Source organism: Allofournierella massiliensis, from assembly GCF_004345265.1.
GTDB lineage: Bacteria > Bacillota > Clostridia > Oscillospirales > Ruminococcaceae > Allofournierella > Allofournierella massiliensis.
The window spans coordinates 53118-74650 of record NZ_SLUM01000002.1 but is presented as its reverse complement, the minus strand read 5'-3'; the positions used below and the strand labels follow the sequence as shown (position 1 = coordinate 74650).

At 49.3% G+C, this 21533-nt stretch carries 19 protein-coding genes, 1 tRNA gene and 2 pseudogenes; 17 read left to right on the top strand and 5 right to left on the bottom strand.

Annotated elements, in window-relative coordinates; all coding sequences use genetic code 11:
• Window positions 1–47: 47 nt before the first annotated feature.
• Window positions 48–401 carry a winged helix-turn-helix transcriptional regulator gene (locus EDD77_RS01500; RefSeq protein WP_058966176.1) on the bottom strand — a complete coding sequence of 118 codons (354 nt, stop codon included), beginning with the start codon at window positions 399–401 and terminating at the stop codon, window positions 48–50.
• Window positions 402–555: 154 nt separating this feature from the next.
• On the opposite strand from EDD77_RS01500, the gene EDD77_RS01495 reads away from it, so the two are divergent.
• The 7 genes and pseudogenes from EDD77_RS01495 to EDD77_RS01465 all read left to right on the top strand — a co-directional run bounded on the left by EDD77_RS01495 (window position 556) and on the right by EDD77_RS01465 (window position 6645).
• Window positions 556–1059: a flavin reductase family protein gene (locus tag EDD77_RS01495; protein ID WP_058966174.1), complete on the top strand. Its 504-nt coding sequence runs from the start codon at window positions 556–558 to the stop codon at window positions 1057–1059.
• A gap of 28 nt (window positions 1060–1087) precedes the next feature.
• Window positions 1088–1777 carry a radical SAM mobile pair protein A gene (locus EDD77_RS01490; protein ID WP_058966172.1) on the top strand — a complete coding sequence of 230 codons (690 nt, stop codon included), beginning with the start codon at window positions 1088–1090 and terminating at the stop codon, window positions 1775–1777.
• Window positions 1765–2681: pseudogene (locus tag EDD77_RS01485) on the top strand (radical SAM mobile pair protein B). Before EDD77_RS01490 ends, EDD77_RS01485 begins: the two are co-directional and overlap by 13 nt.
• Before the next feature lie 263 nt (window positions 2682–2944).
• Complete coding sequence (locus EDD77_RS01480) at window positions 2945–3163, top strand: cation transporter (protein WP_058966170.1); 219 nt, start codon at window positions 2945–2947, stop codon at window positions 3161–3163.
• Window positions 3164–3251: 88 nt separating this feature from the next.
• Entirely contained in the window at window positions 3252–5252 is a 2001-nt protein-coding gene (locus EDD77_RS01475) for a heavy metal translocating P-type ATPase (RefSeq protein ID WP_082669662.1), read from the top strand.
• A gap of 36 nt (window positions 5253–5288) precedes the next feature.
• Window positions 5289–5597, top strand: coding sequence for an ArsR/SmtB family transcription factor (locus EDD77_RS01470; protein WP_058966168.1), 309 nt, complete (start codon window positions 5289–5291; stop codon window positions 5595–5597).
• Window positions 5598–5757: 160 nt separating this feature from the next.
• Window positions 5758–6645: a LysR family transcriptional regulator gene (locus EDD77_RS01465; RefSeq protein WP_058966166.1), complete on the top strand. Its 888-nt coding sequence runs from the start codon at window positions 5758–5760 to the stop codon at window positions 6643–6645.
• Between the two features lie 436 nt (window positions 6646–7081).
• Here EDD77_RS01465 and EDD77_RS01460 read toward each other — a convergent pair whose 3' ends face one another.
• A complete protein-coding gene (locus EDD77_RS01460; RefSeq protein ID WP_132587287.1) occupies window positions 7082–7669 on the bottom strand; it encodes a hypothetical protein in 588 nt (195 codons plus the stop codon).
• Between the two features lie 330 nt (window positions 7670–7999).
• Between EDD77_RS01460 and EDD77_RS01455 the strand changes: the two genes are divergently transcribed.
• On the top strand, window positions 8000–9340 hold the full coding sequence (locus tag EDD77_RS01455; RefSeq protein WP_058966160.1) for an ATP-binding protein: 1341 nt from the start codon (window positions 8000–8002) through the stop codon (window positions 9338–9340).
• An 842-nt stretch (window positions 9341–10182) separates the two neighbouring features.
• Here the strand turns inward: EDD77_RS01455 and EDD77_RS01450 are convergent.
• Window positions 10183–10404: a hypothetical protein gene (locus EDD77_RS01450; RefSeq protein ID WP_058966156.1), complete on the bottom strand. Its 222-nt coding sequence runs from the start codon at window positions 10402–10404 to the stop codon at window positions 10183–10185.
• A 209-nt stretch (window positions 10405–10613) separates the two neighbouring features.
• On the opposite strand from EDD77_RS01450, the gene EDD77_RS17965 reads away from it, so the two are divergent.
• From EDD77_RS17965 to EDD77_RS01415, 7 genes and pseudogenes are all read left to right on the top strand, one after another.
• The gene (locus EDD77_RS17965) at window positions 10614–10781 is read left to right on the top strand and encodes a hypothetical protein (RefSeq protein ID WP_156417386.1); all 168 of its coding nucleotides are present in this window, start codon (window positions 10614–10616) and stop codon (window positions 10779–10781) included.
• 121 nt (window positions 10782–10902) lie between these two features.
• Window positions 10903–12444 carry a PDDEXK family nuclease gene (locus EDD77_RS01445; RefSeq protein WP_058966154.1) on the top strand — a complete coding sequence of 514 codons (1542 nt, stop codon included), beginning with the start codon at window positions 10903–10905 and terminating at the stop codon, window positions 12442–12444.
• Window positions 12445–12461: 17 nt separating this feature from the next.
• Entirely contained in the window at window positions 12462–12761 is a 300-nt protein-coding gene (locus tag EDD77_RS01440) for a DUF6809 family protein (RefSeq protein ID WP_058966152.1), read from the top strand.
• Window positions 12762–13482: 721 nt separating this feature from the next.
• Complete coding sequence (locus EDD77_RS01435) at window positions 13483–15057, top strand: hypothetical protein (RefSeq protein WP_058966150.1); 1575 nt, start codon at window positions 13483–13485, stop codon at window positions 15055–15057.
• Entirely contained in the window at window positions 15054–16724 is a 1671-nt protein-coding gene (locus EDD77_RS01430; RefSeq protein ID WP_058966148.1) for a site-specific integrase, read from the top strand. The genes EDD77_RS01435 and EDD77_RS01430 overlap by 4 nt, the downstream gene beginning before the upstream one ends.
• A gap of 485 nt (window positions 16725–17209) precedes the next feature.
• Window positions 17210–17488 (top strand): type II toxin-antitoxin system RelB/DinJ family antitoxin, encoded by a 279-nt coding sequence (locus EDD77_RS01420; RefSeq protein WP_058966146.1) that lies wholly within the window; start codon window positions 17210–17212, stop codon window positions 17486–17488.
• Window positions 17485–17775: pseudogene (locus EDD77_RS01415) on the top strand (type II toxin-antitoxin system YafQ family toxin). Before EDD77_RS01420 ends, EDD77_RS01415 begins: the two are co-directional and overlap by 4 nt.
• A gap of 442 nt (window positions 17776–18217) precedes the next feature.
• On the opposite strand, the gene EDD77_RS01410 reads toward EDD77_RS01415, so the two are convergent.
• Window positions 18218–18294, bottom strand: a tRNA-Pro gene (locus tag EDD77_RS01410).
• 223 nt (window positions 18295–18517) lie between these two features.
• Between EDD77_RS01410 and EDD77_RS01405 the strand changes: the two genes are divergently transcribed.
• Window positions 18518–18772: a hypothetical protein gene (locus tag EDD77_RS01405; RefSeq protein WP_058966144.1), complete on the top strand. Its 255-nt coding sequence runs from the start codon at window positions 18518–18520 to the stop codon at window positions 18770–18772.
• 155 nt (window positions 18773–18927) lie between these two features.
• The gene (locus EDD77_RS01400) at window positions 18928–20586 is read left to right on the top strand and encodes a hypothetical protein (RefSeq protein ID WP_058966142.1); all 1659 of its coding nucleotides are present in this window, start codon (window positions 18928–18930) and stop codon (window positions 20584–20586) included.
• A gap of 162 nt (window positions 20587–20748) precedes the next feature.
• On the opposite strand, the gene EDD77_RS01395 is transcribed toward EDD77_RS01400, so the two are convergent.
• A complete protein-coding gene (locus EDD77_RS01395) occupies window positions 20749–21207 on the bottom strand; it encodes a hypothetical protein (RefSeq protein WP_058966140.1) in 459 nt (152 codons plus the stop codon).
• Window positions 21208–21533 lie beyond the last annotated feature (326 nt).

The following is a 21533-nucleotide window of genomic DNA, read 5'->3' as shown; positions in this document are numbered from 1 at the left end:
ATACTTCCCGGCTTCTATCTTCTAAAAAGGCACTATTATATTCAGAATTATGGTATATACTTCATACCCCACTGGGAGATGGCATAAAAAACAGGCAGCAGATCTTGCCCTTTCTCGGTGAGGGAGTACTCCACGCGCAGGGGCATTTCATTGTATTGGATACGCTGAACCAATTCATCCGCTTCCAGTTCCTTCAGGGCGTTGGTCAGAGCTGTGTTGGTGATGGGCTTGAGAACTTTTTTCAGTTCGCCAAACCGCATGGGACACTTGATGCATAGTTCATAGAGAATTTGGAGTTTCCATTTGCCCTGCAGCATTTGAACCACCGGTGTAACCGGGCAGTTGCCCTTGCCGGTTAGAATGATACTGCCAACCTTTTCTTTGAATTCTTCATAAGTCATAATTGGATCGTTCCTCGTCTTTTGCAGTATATTTTTTGATACCAGGTACAAATAATTTGCGTACTTGAACAAATATTGCTATTAGGTATAATAAATGTATCATAAGTTGGCCGTAGGGTCAATGCATGAAATTTATCAGAAAGGTCCGATTCTTATGAAAGAACTGAACATTATGGAGGCAACGGCCTATACCTCGCCCAATCCTCTGACCCTGATTTGCTCGCTGAATGAAAATGGGACCACCAATCTGGCCCCCATTTGCTTCGTTTCCTATCTCTCCTTCAATCCGCCGATGATCGGCTTTGCCGCCGGAAAACAATCCCACACCGGTAAGCGCGTGCGTGAGACTGGAAAAGTTATCGTCACGGTTCCCGGCAAAAGCTTGGCTGACACAGTGATGGCCTGTGGCAGTTCCACCGGTGCGACCACCAACAAGGTTGTCGAAAACCACATTGAAATGAAGGCGGTGGACGGTAGCGACATCCGGATTCCCGTGGACACCCGACTGGCTATCGTAGCAACCTTACAGCAGTCTGTAGATGTTGGCGACCATATCCTGCACATCTGCCAGGTAGACAAGTTCCTGGGTGATGAGGACAGAAAAGGCCTGTATGCCTGGAATGGGTTCGGGAAAGTCGCACCTGCGGCAGAAGGCTGAATTCTAAAACGGTAAGGAGGCGTCAGCGGTGGCTGTCTGTATTAAAGACTGCATTCAGAATATGAATCTGGTGATCGGATGTACGATTGGTTGCAGCTACTGCTATGCCAGAAACAATGTCCGACGGTTTCACATGATTGACGACTTTGAAAAGCCGGTATTTTTCCCCAATAAGCTACGGCTGATGGAGAAAAAGCGCCCACAGAATTTCCTGCTCACCGGGATGAGCGATTTTTCCCGCTGGGAGCCGGATTGGCGGGAACAGATATTTGCCAAGATGACTGAAAATCCGCAGCACCAATATCTGTTTTTGACCAAGCAACCGGAAACGATTGTATTTTCCACTGCCCTGGGAAATGCTTGGTTTGGTGTGACTGTTACCTCCAGCAAAGAGAAAAAACGTATCCAGACTTTGCAGGAGCATATCCATGGCGGACACTATCATGTGACCTTTGAACCTATGTTTGATGATATTGGCGTGGTGGATTTTACCGGAATTGAGTGGATCGTCATTGGAACTGAGACCGGACATAGGAAGGGCAAATCCGTATCGAAACCGGAATGGGTGTGGAATCTGACACATCAGGCCCATGCGCGTGGTATCCCGGTATTCATGAAAGAAGATCTGCTTCCTATCATGGGAGAGACACAGATGGTACAGGAATTTCCCCCGGCCTTTTACCGGGTGTTGGAGGAACAGAAAACATGGCAGAAATGAACGATAGTAGCATTCTGATTCAGGGTGTCGAAACCAAAAATATTATGACAAAATCCACCCTGCCGGTGGGCGGCTATTCCGTCAATCCTTATGTGGGCTGTACCCATGGCTGTAAATACTGCTACGCCTCGTTTATGAAGCGATTTACCGGGCACACCGAACCATGGGGCACATTCCTGGATGTGAAGCATTGGTCAGTAATCAAAAATCCACAAAAGTACAAAGGGCAGCGCGTAGTTATCGGTTCTGTGACCGATGGCTATCTGCCCCAGGAGGCTCAGTTCCAGAACACCCGAAAGCTTCTTGAGCAGCTCCGAGGCAGCGAGGCAGAAATTCTCATCTGTACCAAGTCAGACTTGGTAATCCGTGACATCGACCTTCTGAAAGAACTGGGAAAGGTCACGGTTTCCTGGTCGATTAATACATTGGATGAAGGCTTTAAAAATGATATGGACAATGCCGTCAGCATCAAGCGACGGCTGGATGCCATGAAGCGGCTCTATGATGCGGGCATTCGCACAGTATGCTTTATTGCCCCTGTCTTTCCAGGCATCACAGATTTTGAGGCAATCTTCCACCGGGTCAGAAAGCAGTGCGACCTGGTATGGCTGGAAAATCTGAATCTGCGTGGCGGATTCAAAAAAGACATCTTAGACTATATTCGTAAAAAATATCCTGAATTAGTTCCGTTGTACGACGTTATCTACAACAAGGGCGACAGAAGCTATTTTCGTGGTTTGGAGGATCAAGCGGAGTGGCTGGCAAAAGAATACAACTGTCCCTTTGTGGACAACGAGCTGCCCTACGAACGAGCAGAGCCTGGCACCCCGTAATTGTGGATTACTTTTACCATGAGGAAGTGCGCGGCTCGGAAAATACCGGGCGACGTAACCACAAAAAATAATTTGTGAAACAGAAAAAGGTTCTGACATGGAAGCGCTTCCGTGTCAGAACCTTTTTTGCGCGGTGATGTTGTTGCCTTGTTAATACGTTGAAATGTGTTTATAAAGTCGCATTTTCCCAAGTAGAAGAACCTTTTGCCCAAACGGCAGGATGTGCATTCAAAGCATTGACGAGGCCGGCTTATCCAAGTATGATGAAAACACAATTAAACGATGGTTTAATTGTTCGGGTAACAGGAGCAAATTAAGAGAGGAGTTTTCCAAAATGAAAAAAACTTATAAGATCGAAGTAGACTGCGCCAACTGTGCCAACCTGATGGAAGATGCCGCCCGCAAGACCAGCGGTGTGCAGAACGCTACTGTGAACTTCATGACCCAGAAGATGATTGTGGAATTTGCGGAAGGTCAGGAGCCGGCCAGCGTGATGGCTGCTGTGCAGAAGGCTTGCAAAAAGGTGGAGCCTGACTGCGAGATCTTCCTGTAAGGTCTATTTCACACAGGTGCCCCAGACGCTACGGGCGAAAGGGGCACTTTTTTAACAAATAAGCAAATTATAGAAAGGAACGAGTGGTATGCAAGAAATGATTGAAAGCGGCTTGCTGATCGTGGTAGCCGTATTATCAATTATCCTTCTCTTGATTGGCCGGCGGCCCAGCAGCGGCATGACAAAGAAACAGAAAATCATGTTGGGAAGAATCCTGACTGCCACGGTATTACTGCTGGCGTTACAAACGTTGGGGTCCAACGTTTTTGACCAGTTGGGTGTAGCCGGGCGCTGGGTACGATTGGCGCTATATTTGGTAGACTATCTCATTATTGGTTATGATATTCTGAGAAAAGCATATAGAGGTATCTGTAATGGCCAGGTCTTTGACGAGAACTTCTTGATGGCAGTTGCCACCATTGGCGCTTTGGCTCTGGCTGTCTACGAAAACGGTGATTATCTGGAGTCCATTGCAGTGATGCTGTTCTATCAGGTAGGCGAATGGTTCCAGTCCTATGCTGTTGGCAAATCTCGCCGTAACATTAGCGAACTCATGGACATCCGTCCAGACTACGCCAATATTGAACGGGATGGCAAGCTCGAACAGGTAGATCCGGATGAGGTGGGAATCGGTACGATCATCGTGGTTCAGCCTGGCGAGAAAGTTCCCATTGACGGTACCGTGGTTCAGGGTGAATCCACTCTGAACACTGCCGCCCTCACCGGCGAAAGTTTGCCCCGTGAGGTGAAGACCGGTGATGAGATTATCTCTGGATGCATTAACATGACCGGACTGCTTCATATCCAGACGACCAAAGAATTTGGTGAGTCTACGGTTTCAAAAATCTTGGACCTGGTGGAAAATGCCTCTTCTCGAAAATCGAAGTCGGAAGATTTTATCTCCCGTTTTGCGAAAATTTACACCCCGGCTGTTTGCTATGCAGCGCTGGCGCTGGCTGTGTTGCCGCCACTGGTGCGGATGTTCGCCTTGGGTATTCCTGCTGGCTGGGAAACCTGGGTATACCGGGCACTGACATTTCTTGTTGCCAGCTGTCCCTGTGCACTGGTCATCTCTATCCCTCTGTCCTTCTTTGCAGGGATTGGCGGAGCCAGTAAGGCAGGTGTGCTGGTCAAAGGTTCCAACTACCTTGAGACTCTGTCACAGGCTAAGATTGTAGTCTTTGACAAGACCGGCACACTGACTCAGGGTGTATTTGAGGTGAATGCGATTCATCACAACGAGATGGATGAGCGCAAGCTGGTGGAATATGCTGCTCTGGCGGAAAGTGCCTCTAGCCACCCCATCAGCAAGAGTTTGCAAAAAGCCTACGGTATGGAAATCGACCGTAACCGGGTGACTGACATCCAGGAACTCAGCGGCAACGGTGTCATCGCTACGGTGGACGGTCATCAGGTGGCAGCTGGTAATGACAAGCTCATGAATCGTCTGGGCGTTCAATCTATTCCGTGCCACAGCGTAGGCACCATCATTCACATGGCGATTGACGGAAAATATGCCGGACACATTGTTATTTCCGACATCGTGAAGCCTCACTCCAAGGAAGCCATTCAGGCATTAAAGTCGGCTGGAGTTCGCAAGACTGTAATGCTCACAGGTGATGCAAAAAAGGTGGCTGACAGTGTAGCATCCGCTCTTGGCTTGGATGAGGTCTACAGCGAGTTGCTGCCTGCTGATAAGGTAGAGAAAGTAGAAGAGCTAATTCAGATCAAATCGGAAAAGGAAAAGCTGGCTTTCGTAGGAGATGGCATCAATGACGCTCCGGTACTCCGCCGGGCAGACATCGGTATTGCCATGGGAGCCATGGGTTCTGACGCCGCCATTGAGGCTGCCGATGTGGTCCTAATGGATGATGACCCCATGCAGATCTCCAAAGCGATTCGGATCAGCCGCAAGTGTCTGGGCATTGTCTACCAGAACATCGTTTTTGCCATTGGCATCAAGCTGATCTGTCTTGTCCTGGTTGCCCTGGGCCTGGCCAACATGTGGCTCGCGGTATTTGCCGATGTGGGCGTAATGATTATCGCCGTTCTCAATGCCATTCGAGCGCTGTTTGTGAAAAAGATTTAAGGATTTGGAAGGCGCACAAGAAATGGAGGGGACTTTATGAATCGGTCTTGGCCCAGGGAGCCGCAAGGGCGGGAACTGGAAGATTTCATACAGCTGTTTAAGGCGTTGGGCGACCCTTCCCGCATGAAAATTTTATTTCAGATCGGTTCCTCGGAAGCATGTGTCAGTGAAATTGCAGGCAGATTGAATATGTCGGAATCTGCGGTTTCTCATCACCTCCATATTTTACGAATGAATGGTATGGTTCACAGGCGCAGAAAAGGAAAAACAATTTACTACATTTTAAAAGACGATCATGTCAGGTGGATGATTGCGCAGGGATGTGAGCATATCAGAAAATTATAAATTATCGGATGATGGTGAACGGAACAGTCGGCTGTTTGTGGCTGGAGATGTCGTTCAATTGTGAACAAACATTTGAATAATGTATCGGAAAAGCAGAATGTTGCGAATTTGGAATGAATGTATAGACTGAAGCTCAAATAGACCTGCGAGGTGATTTGCGATGGAGCTTCGCTCACTGCGTTACTTTTTAACAACAGCGGCAGAAGGGAATATTACCCGCGCTGCAGATGTTCTCCATGTAACGCAGCCTACGCTCAGCCGTCAGTTGATGGATCTGGAAAAAGAACTTGGTACCACGCTGGTTTTACGCGGGAAAAAAGGGCTGACCCTTACGGATGACGGTCTGTTTTTCCGGCAGCGTGCAGAGGAGATTGTGGAACTGGCCGATCTTCTGGAACAGCGTTTTGCTGAAAAAAGCGATATTGTGAGCGGAATCATCAATATTGGCGCTTCGGAGGCGATCGGCAGCCGTATGATGGCCAGATTGATTCGGAATTTTTCTGAAAAATATCCCCTTGTGCAATTTCACTTGTATAACGAAATGGCAGACAGTGTGAAGGATCGGCTGGATAAAGGGCTTGCAGACATTGGTCTGCTGTTGGAACCCATTGATGTTCATAAATACGAGTATCTTCGTTTGGCACAAAAGGAGACCTGGGGGATTCTTTTGCGGGACGATCATCCTTTGGCCGGTCATGAAGTGATTACACCGGAGGACATTGCGGACTGTTCGCTTATTCTGCCTCTGCGCGAAAAGGTGCGGGAGGATATCATCAACTGGATCGGAAAAGAAGAAAAGGATCTTCATATCCCGTTGAGCTATACACTCCTTTCCAATGCTGTATTGCTGGTGGAAGAGGGCTTGGGGTGTGCGTTCTGCCTGGACGGAGCGATTGCTGTACACGGCGGTCGGAACCTCAAATTTATCCCCATTTATCCGGAGAAAACAACACGAAGCGTGTTGGCATGGAAGAAAAACCAGCTCTTTTCCCCGGCCACATCTCTTTTTATTCAAGAAATCAATATGATGCGTGCGCAGATACGCTGAATTCGGTACTTCAGGCGTCAAGTCGTAAAGACTTGGCGCCCTTTTTTAACTAGAAAACCACAAGCTATAAAGATCAGATTATAGATTTGTTTCGAGATGACAACTCCGAGACAGAAATCATGCGGAATTTTATATTTGGATCGCTGATCAGCTGCGAAAGCAACGAGACAGAGGAAGATCGTTTGGGCAATATTGAGGCTTTGGAAAAAATCCGTAATGCTTTGGTGGGGGTGCCAGAGGCCGCCAAATCCTACGAGCGCACCTTAGAACTTATTGATATTTTGAAGGAAAAAAAGTAGCGGTACAGACTAACGGAATATATGCCCCCTTCGATACGTTGGGTGTTGGAAAGATGCCACAATAAATGCGCATCGGGAGATGGCCGATGATTATATGAGAAGGCCTATGAATAGAGCAGATTTGACATTCAGGGATATTAAGGACTGCATTTCCAAAAAGAATAGGCTTTCCGTACTTCTTCTCGAAGAGAATACTTGTTGGACACCAATAAATCAATAGTTTCAACACCAGCGGGAGCAGAAAAGGGGGAGTGCTCTCTTTTACAGACAGAGAAAGGCAAGAATAGCACCGGTTCTAAGGTATGATGAAAAACAGGAAGGAGGGGGCCAAGATGGACTGGATTTTGCTGAACCAAGACACACCGTTTCTGGAGTTCTCTACCCAAGAGGATAAATTCTGCGATGTGGTGGCTTTGGAAGGAATCTAGCTCTCGTCCTTGCGCCCTATTGGCGATAAATCTCTTCTGAGCTTTTTGGAAGGGCGGCGTGCCCCCAAGCACCGAAAGCACATCGAGCAGCTTCTGGAGAAATATGGCTGCTGCACATTGGACGGCTTTCTGCAGGTCAGCCATGCGCCTTCTCTCAACGATATCTTTTGGGTAAAACAGGCGGATTCCCAGTTGTGCTGGCGAAATGTCTCCCTGTATCAGAATGACTTTGATGAGAGCATTGCCGAAGCCGAGCTGAACGGCTCCTTCAGTGAGCAGAGCCTTTTCTCCACCCACCGGAATTTGCCACCGACGGATACTATGCCAAGTGCTGGAAGTGGGCGGCCAGATTATACCGGTAATCTGCATCTACGGTAGTCAGATTGATCGGCTCCTGTATAGCTCCATAGTTACTCCCCAAAGGCCTGGATGCTACTTGTGATATAAAATCCAGGCCTTCTGCTTTTCCAGAAAATTCAATTGGGATTTTTAATAATAGTGTGATTGTATCGCCTTAAAATACATATAATTTTGTGATTCAGCTTGTATTTTTTGACGTTTTGACATATAATAAAAGTGTGATTAATAGGCACTAAATATATCATAAAAGTGTGATGGGGCGTATATATGGAACGATTGATTCTGAAGAAACTGCTGAAGTGGAAGAATTCTCCCTATCGCAAACCTTTAATTTTAAAAGGTGTGCGCCAGGTCGGCAAGACCTGGATTCTGAAAGAATTCGGCAAACGCTACTACGAAAATACTGCTTATTTCAACTTTGATGAAAACGAAGAGTACAAGCAGTTTTTTGAAACCACGAAAGATGTAGACCGAATTTTGCAGAATTTGATGCTGGCAAGTGGTCAGAAGATTCGGCCAGAGAAGACCCTTATTATTTTTGACGAAGTACAGGATTGCCCTAAGGTCATCAATTCCATGAAGTATTTCTGTGAGAATGCGCCGCAGTATCATATTGCCTGCGCTGGTTCTCTCCTGGGTATTGCCTTAGCAAAGCCATCTTCTTTCCCGGTAGGCAAGGTCAATTTTATGCAGATTGATCCCATGACCTTTACAGAATTTCTATTGGCCAATGGAGATGCGAACTTTGCAAATTATCTGGAGACAGTAAACACCATTGAGCCAATTCCCGATGCCTTCTTTAATCCTTTGTATGAAAAGCTGAAAATGTACTATGTGACCGGTGGTATGCCAGAACCCGTCAAGATGTGGACAGAAGCAAGGGATGTGGAAGCCATGCAGGAAGCTCTGTCTGGGATTATTGGTGCTTATGAACGTGACTTTGCCAAGCACCCTAACATCAGCGAGTTTCCCAAGATTTCAATGATCTGGAAGTCCATACCGTCCCAGTTGGCGAGGGAAAACAAAAAGTTTATCTACAAGGTAGTCAAAGAAGGGGCACGGGCCCGTGAATACGAGGATGCCTTGCAGTGGCTGGTGGATGCCAGACTGGTGCATAAGGTCTACCGCAGTACGGCTCCGGGTTTGCCTGTGTCTGCTTATGATGACCTCGCTGCTTTCAAGATTTATCTGGTGGATGTGGGGCTGCTCCGCCGACTGGCGCAACTGGCACCGACTGCCTTTGGTGAGGGTAATCGGTTATTTACCGAGTTCAAGGGCGCATTAACTGAAAATTTTGTGCTTCAGACTTTGATTACACAGTTTGAAGTGACTCCTCGGTACTGGACGCAGACAAATCCTCCTTATGAGGTGGATTTCCTGATTCAGCGTGAAAACGATATTTTTCCTGTGGAGGTCAAGTCCGAAGCCAATACCACCAGCAGAAGTCTCAAGAAATTCAAAGAACTATTTCCAGACCAGGTTAAGCTCCGTGTCCGATTTTCACTGAGTAATTTGAAGTTGGATGATGATGTGCTGAATGTCCCACTGTTTATGGCAGATCAGACCGATCGGTTGATTGGGATTGCACTGGAACAAAAGAAGGCATAGAGGCGCTGCTAAAAGAAAATGGCACAGCCGGTCGTTTGGCTACCCCTGTCGAGATGGCAGAACCTTTGTTGTTTTTAAATTCTCCGATGGCCCGATTCGTTTCTGGTCAACTGTTGATCGGGGATATGGCCAACAATTGTCAGATTGTGTTGGGCTACAAGAAGAGCCGGCTGAATGTACCTGTTGCACGGAAGCTATACAACACGCAGTTCTTCCAGAAGCAGTTGCAAAAGCAAATCTAAAACAGGAGTATATAAAGCGTTGTTCTCCGTAAATTCACTCTGGTCTTTCTACTTATTGAACGCCAATACAGCAAAATTTGTGGAAGTGGAATAGAGCGCCATGATCCTGAATGTGGATCGGCACCCAGTGGGCTTCGGTGTGCGGTCTGTTTTGGATGCTGATCGGATGGATCATACAGAACGTTAGGTTCCCCGTCTGACTTCACGCTGGAAGTGGACACTGTCGTCCCTGAGAGCTCTGATGACAGGTGATACGCACAGAGACTTGAAAAATCTGTATGATCTTGCGTCCCGGGAGCATCTGCAAATCCTGGTGGAAGATAATCGTCTGAAGAAGCTGAGCCGAGAGGACAATGGATAGATACGGCAGTTGATTTAATAAATTATAAAGAGGAACCTACCCGGTACCAATCAAGGCTCTGGGTAGGTTCCTCTGCTTTATGTAAGGTTCTTCATTTCACAAAGTTATGTAAGCAGGCTTGGTTTATGGCTGGTGCGGTGGTCTCTTGAGGCATTGGATTTCCCAAGCATCATCTTTCCTATAGTTGAACATGTCGATTTGTGCTCAGGGAGGGACCGCCATCTTCCTGTAGGTCGGATTTAAATTGATTCAGAATTGGCTTCTGCATATTCCGCCAAATCGCTGCCGGCCAGATCCTCTTCAATCAAATCTGTAATATAGCCATTCACACTCTTATTCAGCTGCTCCGCCCGCTTCTGAATGATTTCTTTCTGTCCTTTTTTTACTTTGATTTCAATACGATCATATGCCTTAGCATTATATTTGGCCGTCGCTCTTTTTTGGGCATCAGTATATGGCATTATAGGCACCCCCGTTTCTTTAACATTATAAGTATTTTAATTATATAGGAAAGCTGTTTTCGGCTCTACTGTCAATATGCACAATACATGACCTATACTATCGTCAGTATTTTTGGCGAGCTGCTACTTGCTATACTGACGACAGTATATTATAATATAAGCACAGGGAAACCACTACACCCTATATATCTTGGATAGGAGGTATCAATATGAAACACATCCGCGCCCACTTCATCTACGAAGCGGACAACATCCCGGATCACCGAAGCAGGCAGTTCGGTCATTGTCCCTGCCTGCTGGCCGTGATAAAGATTGCTTTCCCCACACGAAAAAAGCCGTATCTGAGCGGCAACTCAGACACGGCAAACGCAAAATGAACCGTACGTTAAAACAATCCAATCTGCCCTCTCATCATAACATGCCGGCCGCAACAAAACAAGCCGGGAAAGGGCAGTAAACCAACCACATTCCTTATAAATAAGAAAGAGAGGATTCAATATGAACAACCAGAACATGAACAACATCACCGCTTGCACCAACGAAAGCCACGAAATCGCCATCAACATCACCCGCAAGGCTTTTGTCGGGCTGGCCCGTCAGGGAATGCTCTTCCATCAGGGTATCCTCGAGGGGTGCGATGATGCTCTTGCCGCCGCACTGGCGGGCGAAAAGGCCCGGATCTGTGTGGCGCTGGCACCTGATGCGGACAAGAACTATATTCATCTGGCAGTGGCCGACTGGGGCTGTGGCATGGATCTTGCCGCACTCACCAATGCGCTTCAGCTGGGCAGTGCTCCGCTGACCAACAGCCGCCTGAATGAGCACGGATATGGTCTCAACAATGCACTGGCCTGTCTGTCCGGCGGCACCGGTGACTGGTGCATCTACACCCGCAGCCAGCCCGGCCCTTATTACAAAGTAAGCGGCCCCTTTGACCTGAAGATGACTGTAACCGAGGAAACCCATCTTCAGCTGCCCGAAGGCCTGAATCTTCAGTGGCTCGATCCCTCCACGGTCATCTATGTGCGGGTGCCGATGGCCATTGCCCGCACTCTGCAGCGGCAGGGCAACCGGAAGCTCAGCGATCTGGCAACTCTGCGGCTGTGGCTGATCGAGCATCTGGGCGTTGCGTACCGGGGCTATCTGGAACTGGATCCGGTCACGCTGGAGCCCAGCGCCAAGATCGCGGTAACGGTAGGCCAGAGCAGCATGCTGGTTCCGCCTATCCAGGTTCCCATGATGATGGCCCGCACCGAAAAGCTGGAAGTGGAACTGGATGGCCAGATTGTACCGGTGATTTACGTCCACGGTACCCTCGATAAATCCAAGCGGGATCATCTGGTACTGGGCGGCAAGGCCCGGTATTACTATCAGGGAACCCAGCCCACGCAGGGCATCGATATCCGGTTGGGCAAGCGGGTGATTGCCACCGCTCAGCTGGGGGAAATCTGGCACAAAGAAGACGGCACGCCCATTTCCCGGCACAACAGCTACAACGATTTTGTGGGCGAGCTGATCCTGCCGGAGCTGCCCCGTGGTGTTCTTGCCACCCTGAATAACAAGACCGGTATCGACCGCAACGACCCGGACTGGGACAAGGTCTTTGAAGCGCTGGCAGAGTTCCCGCCGCAGAAAAACGCCGCCACATTCAGCGAGGATGAACTGAAAAAGAAGTGGATGAAAATTCTCAAGGCAGCAAACCCGGAGGATGAGGTAACCAGCGAAATTTGTGTTTGGCCCACCGGTACCCGCGTGGATGTGGTGGACAAAGGAGAAAATGGAAAATGCGATATCTATGAGCTGAAGACTCGAAAGGCGGAACCGAAGGATCTGTACCAGCTGCGGATGTACTGGGACGGTCTGGTTCTGGAGGGAATTCAGCCCACCCGGGGAATCCTGCTGACAAACGGCTATTCTGACAGACTGCAGGAGATGGTGCGCATTCTGAATACCCTGCCCGCGCCCAACTTCCCGGACGGACGGCCCAGTGCGCCCTACAACTTCTCTCTTGCTACCCACAAAGAAAAGCAGCTTCTGTGATAAAGGAGGGAATCCGCATGGTATTGGATGCAATCTACCGGGGAGAGTTGCTTCCCTGTGAAAACAACATGGAAGGAAACGGTCGGCACAAACAGGCGGGTAAGGAGATTGAACAGCTCCTGAAAGACCTGCGGAACAATCTGAGCGAGGAGGATATGGCGCTGGTGGACCAGATGCTGGAACAGACACTGATTGTCTGCGATACAGAAAGCAGCGATGCATTTCAATACGGGTTTTCCACCGGACTGCTGCTGATGCAGGAGGTTCAGGAAATTCTCCGCAAGCGGATTGATGCAGCCGCACATGACATCTTCTGAAAATTTTCAGAAGATTGATTGATATCTGCAGATGCAATTCATATCATAAAGGGAAACAGGAATCCAACGCGAATTTTGAGCAACGAAACTACCCACTCCAAGTGCGTCCTCTGGAGCTTACAAGATTATTTCTGATAAAAAGCCATTCTGTGATTGCGCCGGCATTGCCGGACTGTTGCGGGATGGCTTTTTGTTCAATGTGAGAAATAACTCACAATTTTCTGTTATAAAATTTTATAGATCGAAGCATGCGGTTTTCTCTTTGTGATGTATTGATTTGAAGGTTTATTAAATGAATTGTTTCTTTTTTTGTTTGAAGCTAAGAATGTTGTAAAATGAAAATTTCTGTGTTTTTTAATTTAAACCTAAGAACTTTTTTAATGCAAAATAAATAAAAAAATTTGATAAAAAAGTGTTGCAAAAATAAATGCTGTGTGTTAATATAGGGACATAGAAAGCACAACCTGAGTGCTAATTTGGCGAATCGTAATTGCCCACTCGAAGTGGGATCTTTTGGCGCTATTAATATAAATATTGTGAGATAAACAGTCATTCTGTGATCCGACCGGTGCAATGCCGGAAAGGAGCATACAGGATGGCTGTTTGTTTTTGCGGAATACAGGCGGATGCAGGTGCGGTCTGCATAGTCCTTGAAGAGGGACGTTAATCACTACTACCTTAAATTACACACAACAGACAAAACGAAAGAAGGGATGAGAGGATGTCCAAATCAAAAAATGACACGGATTGCATGGGTGGGACAAAGCGGTTTTATGTCCGCCCAGCACGCGACCAGAAGGGGCAGCAGGATGCGATCTATCAGTTGATCGACCCGAAGACGGGAGCCCCGTACACAAATGCGACGATTGTGGCAGCGCTTAAAGAGCGCGCGGCGGAACAGCCGGCCCTGGCAGAGATGATTGCGGCAGACATTGCTGCAATCGAACGGAAAGCAAAAGAAAACCCCGACGCCAAGTACGAGATGCGCTGCCGCGGCAAAACTGCACAGGAGGCAACCAGGCGGGCGAAGAAGGAATTGCTGCCGCGGATCGAACGCATGGCGGCGCTGCTGTTTGCACATTATTGGAAGGCCAACATCGAGTATGGCAATGTGACAATTGAGCAGTATGTACATTATGCGGGAGACGCATTGTTTTTGGGCGAAACGGCGGATGCCCGGAATCATATGATGTCGGCGCTCCGTACGTTTGTACTGCCGGTGATCGGGGAGATGCGTTTGCGTGATATGGATAGCACCACACAGACGCAGCTCATTTGCAAAGTCAACCACCTTCTGTCCCGGAAGAAGGCCAGTGCATCCTACCGCGGATATGCAAAACGGGCCTATAAAGGGCTGTTTGCTGCAATCGAGAGCAGCGGATACGGTGATTGCGCGACTGGCATTCAGTTGGCGGATATGATTGCCAAGATCAAAGGCAAAAATAGCGCATTGGTAAACAGCGTACGCAGTGCACATCTGGACGATGATCAGAGGGCGGCACTGTTTGCAGTTGAGAATGTGGAGCGGCGCGAGTATCTGATGTTTGTGCTGGCGATGATCTATTGCGGCATGGAAACCTGTGAAATCAGCGCCCAGCGTTTTGGCGACATCGTGCAGCTGATTCTGGAAGGAGGCGAAAGCTGCTATGTCATCACAATCACCAGCGTTATGCGCAGATTGCATAAACGGTATTCTCAGATCGGACCCACAAATAATGACTTTCCGCTGAGGCGGCTGCGCAAGGTGGTCCTCTATCCGTGGGCGGCCACCATTTTGCTGGAGTACATCGATTACCTGCGGAATCAAGGTTATAGCAATCATCAGATTGCTCAGATGAGGTTGTCTGATCCGGCGCCGGATGGTGCGATTGTAGGCCCCGCAGACCTGGATGAGATGATCGGTGATTTTTTGGCGAAGGCGGGAATTTCCGAAAGTCCGATTCCGCGTACCCGGAAGAATGGAGCAGTATACCTGCAGGCAGAGGTTGCTGGTGTCAAGCTGCTCTATCGGGATGCACAGTACCTTGCCCAGACCTGTGGTGCTGACCTGCCGATGCTGCATGCCATGTTCGGGCTCGCTCGAAGTGAAACAGATGAAGAAGCCTATCTGGATATCCTCAGTGATGAGTATGCTGTGGCGCGTTATCTGCGGTTGCGGCGGTGTCCATCTTTTGAAGATGCGGTCGGCAAAGCAAATCGCTATATCTTTGCGGTTAAGAATGACACAGGAGGACCACAGACGGTGAAAATCATATCGGATTATGCCGTAAAGGCGGAATGGAGGGAAATCAAATGACAAAAACAGTTGATTATGGCGGGGTCAGCTTCCGTGTACGGACGGCCTACCCCAGGGGTCGCAAAGCATCCAAGGCGCCGTGCCGCGCCTTGATAAGCCCCATCAACCCCGAAACCGGTGAAGTGATTACCAAGCGCCAGCTTTTTGCCAGTGAGAGCGATTGCCCGGTGGATAAACCTGTTTACGGAGTAAACCCGGCAGACATTGAGGAGCACCATTTTCCGGCCATTGCCAATGAGTTGATTCAGGCGATGTATCAGGCCGGATTGTTGGCGGCCGGCAATCGTTATGAGCCTACCCATGACCTGGGAGATGCGGCGGAGTCCTATAAAGAGATGTTCTTCTCGATTCATCAACAGCAGTGGGCCGAACGTACAATCGATGACTATCGGCGTCAGTATGATATTTTGGTCACTGAATTGCGCGGAACGACGGCAGAATCTCTTACGCCGGAAATTTATCGTGCATTGCAGGAGCGTATCTGCCGCAACGCAGCGGGGACTGCGCGCAAAAAATCTGACTGGGTGGCGGGTACAGAAGCTCCCCCATCGGGCGCAAAACGCTTGAATCTCTTGTATCTGCTGATCTGGGATTTGAAGACGACGGAAGGCTATAATATACCGCTCGTGCCCACGCGCTATGCGGGTAAGCCTTCCCGGCAGGATCTGCTGCTGTCTTATATTGACAGTGCCCGCAGTATTCCGCGAAATTTACTGAAGCAGGTGTGCGATGAGACTATCCTGTCGGGACAGGTCGGTATATTGGCGGACACGGGGCTGCGGATCAGTGAATATGGAGGTTTGCTGTTTTGTTCGATTGCCAGGCTGGAGGGTTCGCAGGGCGCCATGTATTACTTGCGTGTTACAGGTCAGCTCGGCGTCAGTTCGAACACACGAACAGAAATTCCCAAAACGACGTCGTCCTATCGAGTGGTGCCGCTGTCGGTTGAACTGGGAGAAATCCTGATGCAGCGTCAGCAGGAGCTGGAAAGGGATTATGGCAACGTTCCCTTGATGCTCATGTGTGGAAGTGTGCAGGCGGGGGAGTACTGTACGGACGCAAAAACGGTGTCCGGTACGATGAACAATATTACGGAGCAAATTCCTGAGCTTCTGCGTGATCCGCGGATTTTGGAGGCCTTGAAGAAGAGCCGACCTTATCGTTTTGATGAGGTGTGCCAGGATAATTATTTGCTGAGTATGCTTACATGTCATGCATTGCGTCGTAATTTCTGTACCTGGATATATTGTGAGAGCGGCATGGATACCAAACAGGCGTATCAGCAGATGGGCCATGCGAAGAAGTCGGAGATGCGGCGGTCGGGGGCCATTGGTGCCACACCCGGCGAAATCTATCACATGTGTCTCCAGAAGCATGTCAGCCGTACGCTGTATCATGATCCACATCCGCTGCGGTATCAGGCTGGCGAAGAGTTCAGCGAGACGGAGGTGCCGGCATGTGCCATCGAACTGACTTTGCCAGCTAACAGCCGGTGGCAGTTAATCGTTGCTGAAACAGAGCCCATGGCTCATACCAGCTGCCAGGGGGATAATGTGAGTGTGAGTCAAAAGTGGCAGGAAGATATTCGATGCAGATCCGATGGGTATGCACTGCTGGCAGATCCATCGGTCTATACAATTCGAGAAAAGAAGAAGCTGTTTGCGTAAAGTCCGGCAAAATCGGTATATTGGTATCGAGTAAAGAAAAGGGACAGGCATCAAGATTGCCTGTCCCTTATCTTATGCGCCTATCGGTGCTTTCAGCAGGTGAGATATGTCGAGGAGTGCAGAAGATTGAGTGAAGCACAAACGCCTGACTTCGTTGCGTTCCCTTGCTGTTCATAGAAAGTTCAGGTGTGTTTTCTGAGTTGTTCAGCACATACGGGAGATTGAGGAAGAGCTGCTTATTCAGAGTTTCTGTCACCGCGCCATTTTCCGGTCCTTGCTTTTGACCTTTTGCGCAGGAGACGCTGTGTTTTGGTCTGCTGTTTGTGCTGATGCAATGTCTGCTTGCCTTGCCGCAAGGTGTGATGTGAGGGCTTTTTCTGCATCTCCTGCAACAGTATGGAATGTTTGTAGATTTTCGTGCATTGCATTGCTTTCTTCGTGCAAATGGCATATAATAAAAGTGCCAATAGGAAGGAGATGATTCTATGGCCGGTTCTACCACCAATATTAGTATTCGTATGGATTCCGAACTGAAAGCACAGGCTGATGCGCTGTTTGCTGAACTCGGCATGAACCTGTCCACCGCATTCAACATCTTTGTCCGGCAGTCTCTTCGAGAGGGCGGGATTCCTTTTGAGATTAGTTTAAATCAGCCCAACAAGGAAACGATTGCAGCCATGCTGGAGGCGGAAAGGATCGCAAAGGATCCGTCTGTAAAGGGATACACCGATATGGATGAGTTGTTTGCGGATTTGAAAAAATGAGCCAGACAAAATATATGGTCAAGTTCACCACGCAATTCCGAAAGGACTACAAGCTGGCAATCAAGCGTGGCTTGAAAATCGAATTGCTGGAACAGATCGTTGCTCTTTTGGCTGCAGGACAATCTCTACCAGAAAAGAATAAAGATCACGCACTTACCGGCAACTGGGTCGGCCATCGAGAATGTCACATTTTGCCTGATTGGCTCTTGGTCTAGCGAGTTGAGGACGATGTTCTGGTATTGACTTTGACCCGTACAGGGACTCATAGTGATTTGTTTGGAAAGTAACCGATATGAGAAGGCCGTCGTAGCTTTGAGCCTACGGCGGCTCTTTGAATATTTAACGCCCTACGCTACAACTGCAACTTCTCCAGCCAGTCATCAAACGACTTTTGAAAAATATGAATTGGCGTATCAGTACATGAGGTTTTGGAGGACCTTCCTTTACCAGCACGTATGCCGGTGTACGCATAATGTTGAGCATGACAGCGACATCTTTTACGATGTAAGTGTGTGCTATCGGCAGTGGTATTGGCGATGCGGCGCATTTTATGGATTTTTGATCGCAAGACCAGCACAGCGCAATGAATCCATTCATTATGTCCCCCAGGACAGGAGCAAAACGGCCAGGAAAAAAGAAAGGGTTTGCGGGCGGTTCCGAAGCTCGGAACCGCCCGCAAATCCGCATTACAGCAACAAAAAAGCCACCAGCTTTTCAGCTGATGGCTTTTGGTCCGAGTGGCGAGAGTCGAACTCACGGCCTCTTGAACCCCATTCAAGCGCGCTACCAAACTGCGCTACACCCGGACGTCTGGCCCGGTGTTCTCACCGGCGACGTTGTTTATTATAGCCCATGCAACCTGTTTTGTCAACGGAGAATTTTCGGTTTTCTCCTTTTTACAAAAGTTTTCCAAATATTTTACAGTTGATTGGTCATACTATCTGCAAAAGGCGAAAAGCGGAGAGAAAAAACAGGATTCCAAGATCATTCCGTGCGCCAAATCTTGAAAAGGAGGATATAAAATCAACTATGGAAAGCGGTATGAATTTTCATCATCAGGGACAAAACGCAGTGGGGCAGGTGGATCAGGGCAACGAGCCCGGCAAACAAGGCGGGAAAAAGCATCAGACCGACCCGGACGAAGGGTTTGGGGCGTATCTGCCCTGGGTGGATCCCATGCTCCTGCCCGGCGGGGTACAGAAGATTCAGGATGATTCGGTGCAGGCGGTCCAGCCCGCACCGGATCAGCGGGGCGGCGGCTGCGAACCGGAACCCTGTGAATAATAAGGCGTGAAAACATCCGGGCGAAGCGATTCTCCCGGCTGTTTTTATGTGCAGGGGAATTTTAACCGTTTCTTTCTTGGCAGCAGGCAGGATCAGTGATAGAATACCAGTAAACAGCGGCATGCAGCCGCACAGGAGAGAAAGGAACCGAAACCATGAAACATTGGAAATTGAAGGCAGTGCTGGCCACGTTGCTGGTATTCGCACTGTATGTGGTGTTTCAGCACCCTAACCTGAATCCTCTTTATCCGGAATCGGCATTTATGTATTGTGTGCTGATCACGGTGCTGGTGGCCATCTTTACTCTGGACCGCATTGGCCGGGTGGTGGCACAGCCGGGGCCGGTACAGGGCGTGCCGGGCAGTGTGCGTTTTGAACGCTTCCAGAACGGAAGCCGCTGGCCGCTGATTCTGGTGGCAGTGCTCTGGGGCGCGTACTTTATTGTATGGGCCGGATCCAGCGTTCTGTTCCAGGTGAACGCCTTCCGGGATCAGATGCCGGAGCTGGTTCAGATGGACTTCGCTGAGGACTTCGACACCACCGATACCAGCCAGCTGCCCATTGTGGATAAGGCCATGGCTCAGAAGCTGGCGGACAAAAAACTGGGCGAGCGTCCCAGCCTGGGCAGCCAGGTGGTGCTGGGCGAGCCCACCCTGCAGCAGGTGAACGGAAAGCTGGTCTGGGCGGTACCCACCTACCATTCCGGTGTATTCAAATGGCTTACCAATCTGGAAGGCACTCCCGGTTATGTGGTGGTATCCGCCATCAATCCTCAGGACGTGCAGTATGTGGACGGCTACACCATCAAATACCAGCCGTGCGCCTATCTGTGGCAGAACCTGATGTTCTATGCCCGCTTCACGGCCGCACCCTTCACCGGCCTGACCGATTACAGCTTTGAGCTGGACGATTCCGGCCAGCCCTACTGGGTCATCACTACCTATAAGTATCTGCGGGGCTTCTCGCTGCCGGAGGCCACCGGCGCGGTGGTACTCAACTGCTCCACCGGCGAAAGCCAGCGTTACAACATTGACGAGCTTCCCGACTGGGTAGATCGCGTTCAGCCGGAGGATTTCATTGTAACCCAGCTGAACAACAAGGGCGAGTACGTGCATGGCTACCTGAACTTCAGTGATAAGGACAAGTACCGTACCAGCCCCGGCGAAACCCTGATTTACAACGACGGCAGCTGCTATCTGTTCACCGGCCTGACCAGTGTGGGCGGCGACGAGAGCGCCATCGGTTTTGTAATGGTGGACATGGTCACCAAGGAGCCGCATCTGTACCGCATCAGCGGCGCCACCGAGACGGCGGCTCAGCAGTCGGCTCAGGGCGAGGTGCAGCAGTACGGCTACCAGGCGGCCTTCCCGCTGATTGTCAATCTGAACAGCCGGCCCACCTACTTCATGACCCTGAAGGACAACGAAGGTCTGATCAAGAAATACGCCTATGTATCGGTGGAGGACTATCAGACCGTGGGCGTGGGCGACACCATCGACGAGGCTCGCCTGAGCTATGAAAAGGCACTGCGTGCAGGCGGCAGCACCATGGTGGGCAATGTGAACAGCGAGCTTACCAGCCTGACCGGTACCGTTCAGCGCATCGGCAGCGAGTACAACAGCAGCGGCTCTACCTATTATCTGGTGCTGAACGAGCATCCTGAGCTGCTGTTCAGCGTGCAGGGCAGCCTTTCCGCCGAGCTGGCCATTACTCAGCCGGGAGATCAGGTGAAGGTGGAATATTACCCCCGCACCAGCCAGGCCCAGGAGCTGACCAGCTTCGATAATCTCCAGTTTGAGCAGGAAACCCAGTGATTTTGCGCAGGACAAAATCAGAATAGAACCAGAAAAGGGCGCGCCTTCCGGCACGCCCTTTCTGTATTTGTTTTGTGTTTTAATCCCAACGTGACGAGGAGACCAGTCAAACAGCGTGCCATTCCTGAGGTTTTGCACGAAGGCTGAACGTTATCTGCGACCTCATTTGCCGTATAATGCAGGAAGCTCGTTTTCTCTGGCAGTCACTGCTTCATAGTCATAGTTGCTCCAGCAGGCAGCCAGATCAGCAGATGTAAAATAATCTGTTTCGTCACCGGTCATTTTGATTCTTCCGGATTTTACGGCAATTGAAGAATAGATTACTTCATAAGTTGTACCGTCTGCGCAATGGAACCGGAAGCTGGTCACAGATCCTCCGGCAACGGGCTCGGTTTTCTTGTCCTTCAGAGAGATGCCTTCCAGCCGGTCATAAAGGTCTTTCATGTCTGCTTGCTCTGTGATGACTTTTTTCTCTGCTTCTGCCGGGGTATAAAAGTAGAACATCTCAATGAAATCAAGATCGGCGGGGTCAAACGGAAAGTCGACGTGTACGGTTTGGGCGCAGCCAGTCATGGACACAGCAAACACAAAAGCTAAAACGAGCGTTACCACCTTTTTCATAAAGTCACACCTCCTGCAACATTGAATTCGTCGTCCTGTTTTAAGCATAGCATACCTTTATAAATAAAGCCATAGCACGATTTGATCAAAAGAAGAATGGAATGAATTACCGAATTCCTTTGGTGTTAGATGAGAGTTGACGCTTTATCAAGGTTTCATAATCGGAAGCCGATGAAACCAGGCCTTCCATTTCCTCCCCTCCTTTACAGAAGAATGAATTTGTGCTAATATCATTTTGTTGCTTCTTCACGAAGGAGAAGCGTATGATTCTGCAACAGTGAACCAATGCCACGAAGGCATGAGGCTTCGGCGGTTTTCGGCCGGGG

Bases quoted from the DNA above. Each gene is read 5' to 3' on its own strand.
- EDD77_RS01500 (WP_058966176.1), bottom strand. From the start codon at position 401: ATGACTTATGAAGAATTCAAAGAAAAGGTTGGCAGTATCATTCTAACC.
- EDD77_RS01495 (WP_058966174.1), top strand. From the start codon at position 556: ATGAAAGAACTGAACATTATGGAGGCAACGGCCTATACCTCGCCCAAT.
- EDD77_RS01480 (WP_058966170.1), top strand. From the start codon at position 2,945: ATGAAAAAAACTTATAAGATCGAAGTAGACTGCGCCAACTGTGCCAAC.
- EDD77_RS01475 (WP_082669662.1), top strand. From the start codon at position 3,252: ATGCAAGAAATGATTGAAAGCGGCTTGCTGATCGTGGTAGCCGTATTA.
- EDD77_RS01470 (WP_058966168.1), top strand. From the start codon at position 5,289: ATGAATCGGTCTTGGCCCAGGGAGCCGCAAGGGCGGGAACTGGAAGAT.
- EDD77_RS01465 (WP_058966166.1), top strand. From the start codon at position 5,758: ATGGAGCTTCGCTCACTGCGTTACTTTTTAACAACAGCGGCAGAAGGG.
- EDD77_RS01455 (WP_058966160.1), top strand. From the start codon at position 8,000: ATGGAACGATTGATTCTGAAGAAACTGCTGAAGTGGAAGAATTCTCCC.
- EDD77_RS01450 (WP_058966156.1), bottom strand. From the start codon at position 10,404: ATGCCATATACTGATGCCCAAAAAAGAGCGACGGCCAAATATAATGCT.
- EDD77_RS17965 (WP_156417386.1), top strand. From the start codon at position 10,614: ATGAAACACATCCGCGCCCACTTCATCTACGAAGCGGACAACATCCCG.
- EDD77_RS01445 (WP_058966154.1), top strand. From the start codon at position 10,903: ATGAACAACCAGAACATGAACAACATCACCGCTTGCACCAACGAAAGC.
- EDD77_RS01440 (WP_058966152.1), top strand. From the start codon at position 12,462: ATGGTATTGGATGCAATCTACCGGGGAGAGTTGCTTCCCTGTGAAAAC.
- EDD77_RS01435 (WP_058966150.1), top strand. From the start codon at position 13,483: ATGTCCAAATCAAAAAATGACACGGATTGCATGGGTGGGACAAAGCGG.
- EDD77_RS01430 (WP_058966148.1), top strand. From the start codon at position 15,054: ATGACAAAAACAGTTGATTATGGCGGGGTCAGCTTCCGTGTACGGACG.
- EDD77_RS01420 (WP_058966146.1), top strand. From the start codon at position 17,210: ATGGCCGGTTCTACCACCAATATTAGTATTCGTATGGATTCCGAACTG.
- EDD77_RS01405 (WP_058966144.1), top strand. From the start codon at position 18,518: ATGGAAAGCGGTATGAATTTTCATCATCAGGGACAAAACGCAGTGGGG.
- EDD77_RS01400 (WP_058966142.1), top strand. From the start codon at position 18,928: ATGAAACATTGGAAATTGAAGGCAGTGCTGGCCACGTTGCTGGTATTC.
- EDD77_RS01395 (WP_058966140.1), bottom strand. From the start codon at position 21,207: ATGAAAAAGGTGGTAACGCTCGTTTTAGCTTTTGTGTTTGCTGTGTCC.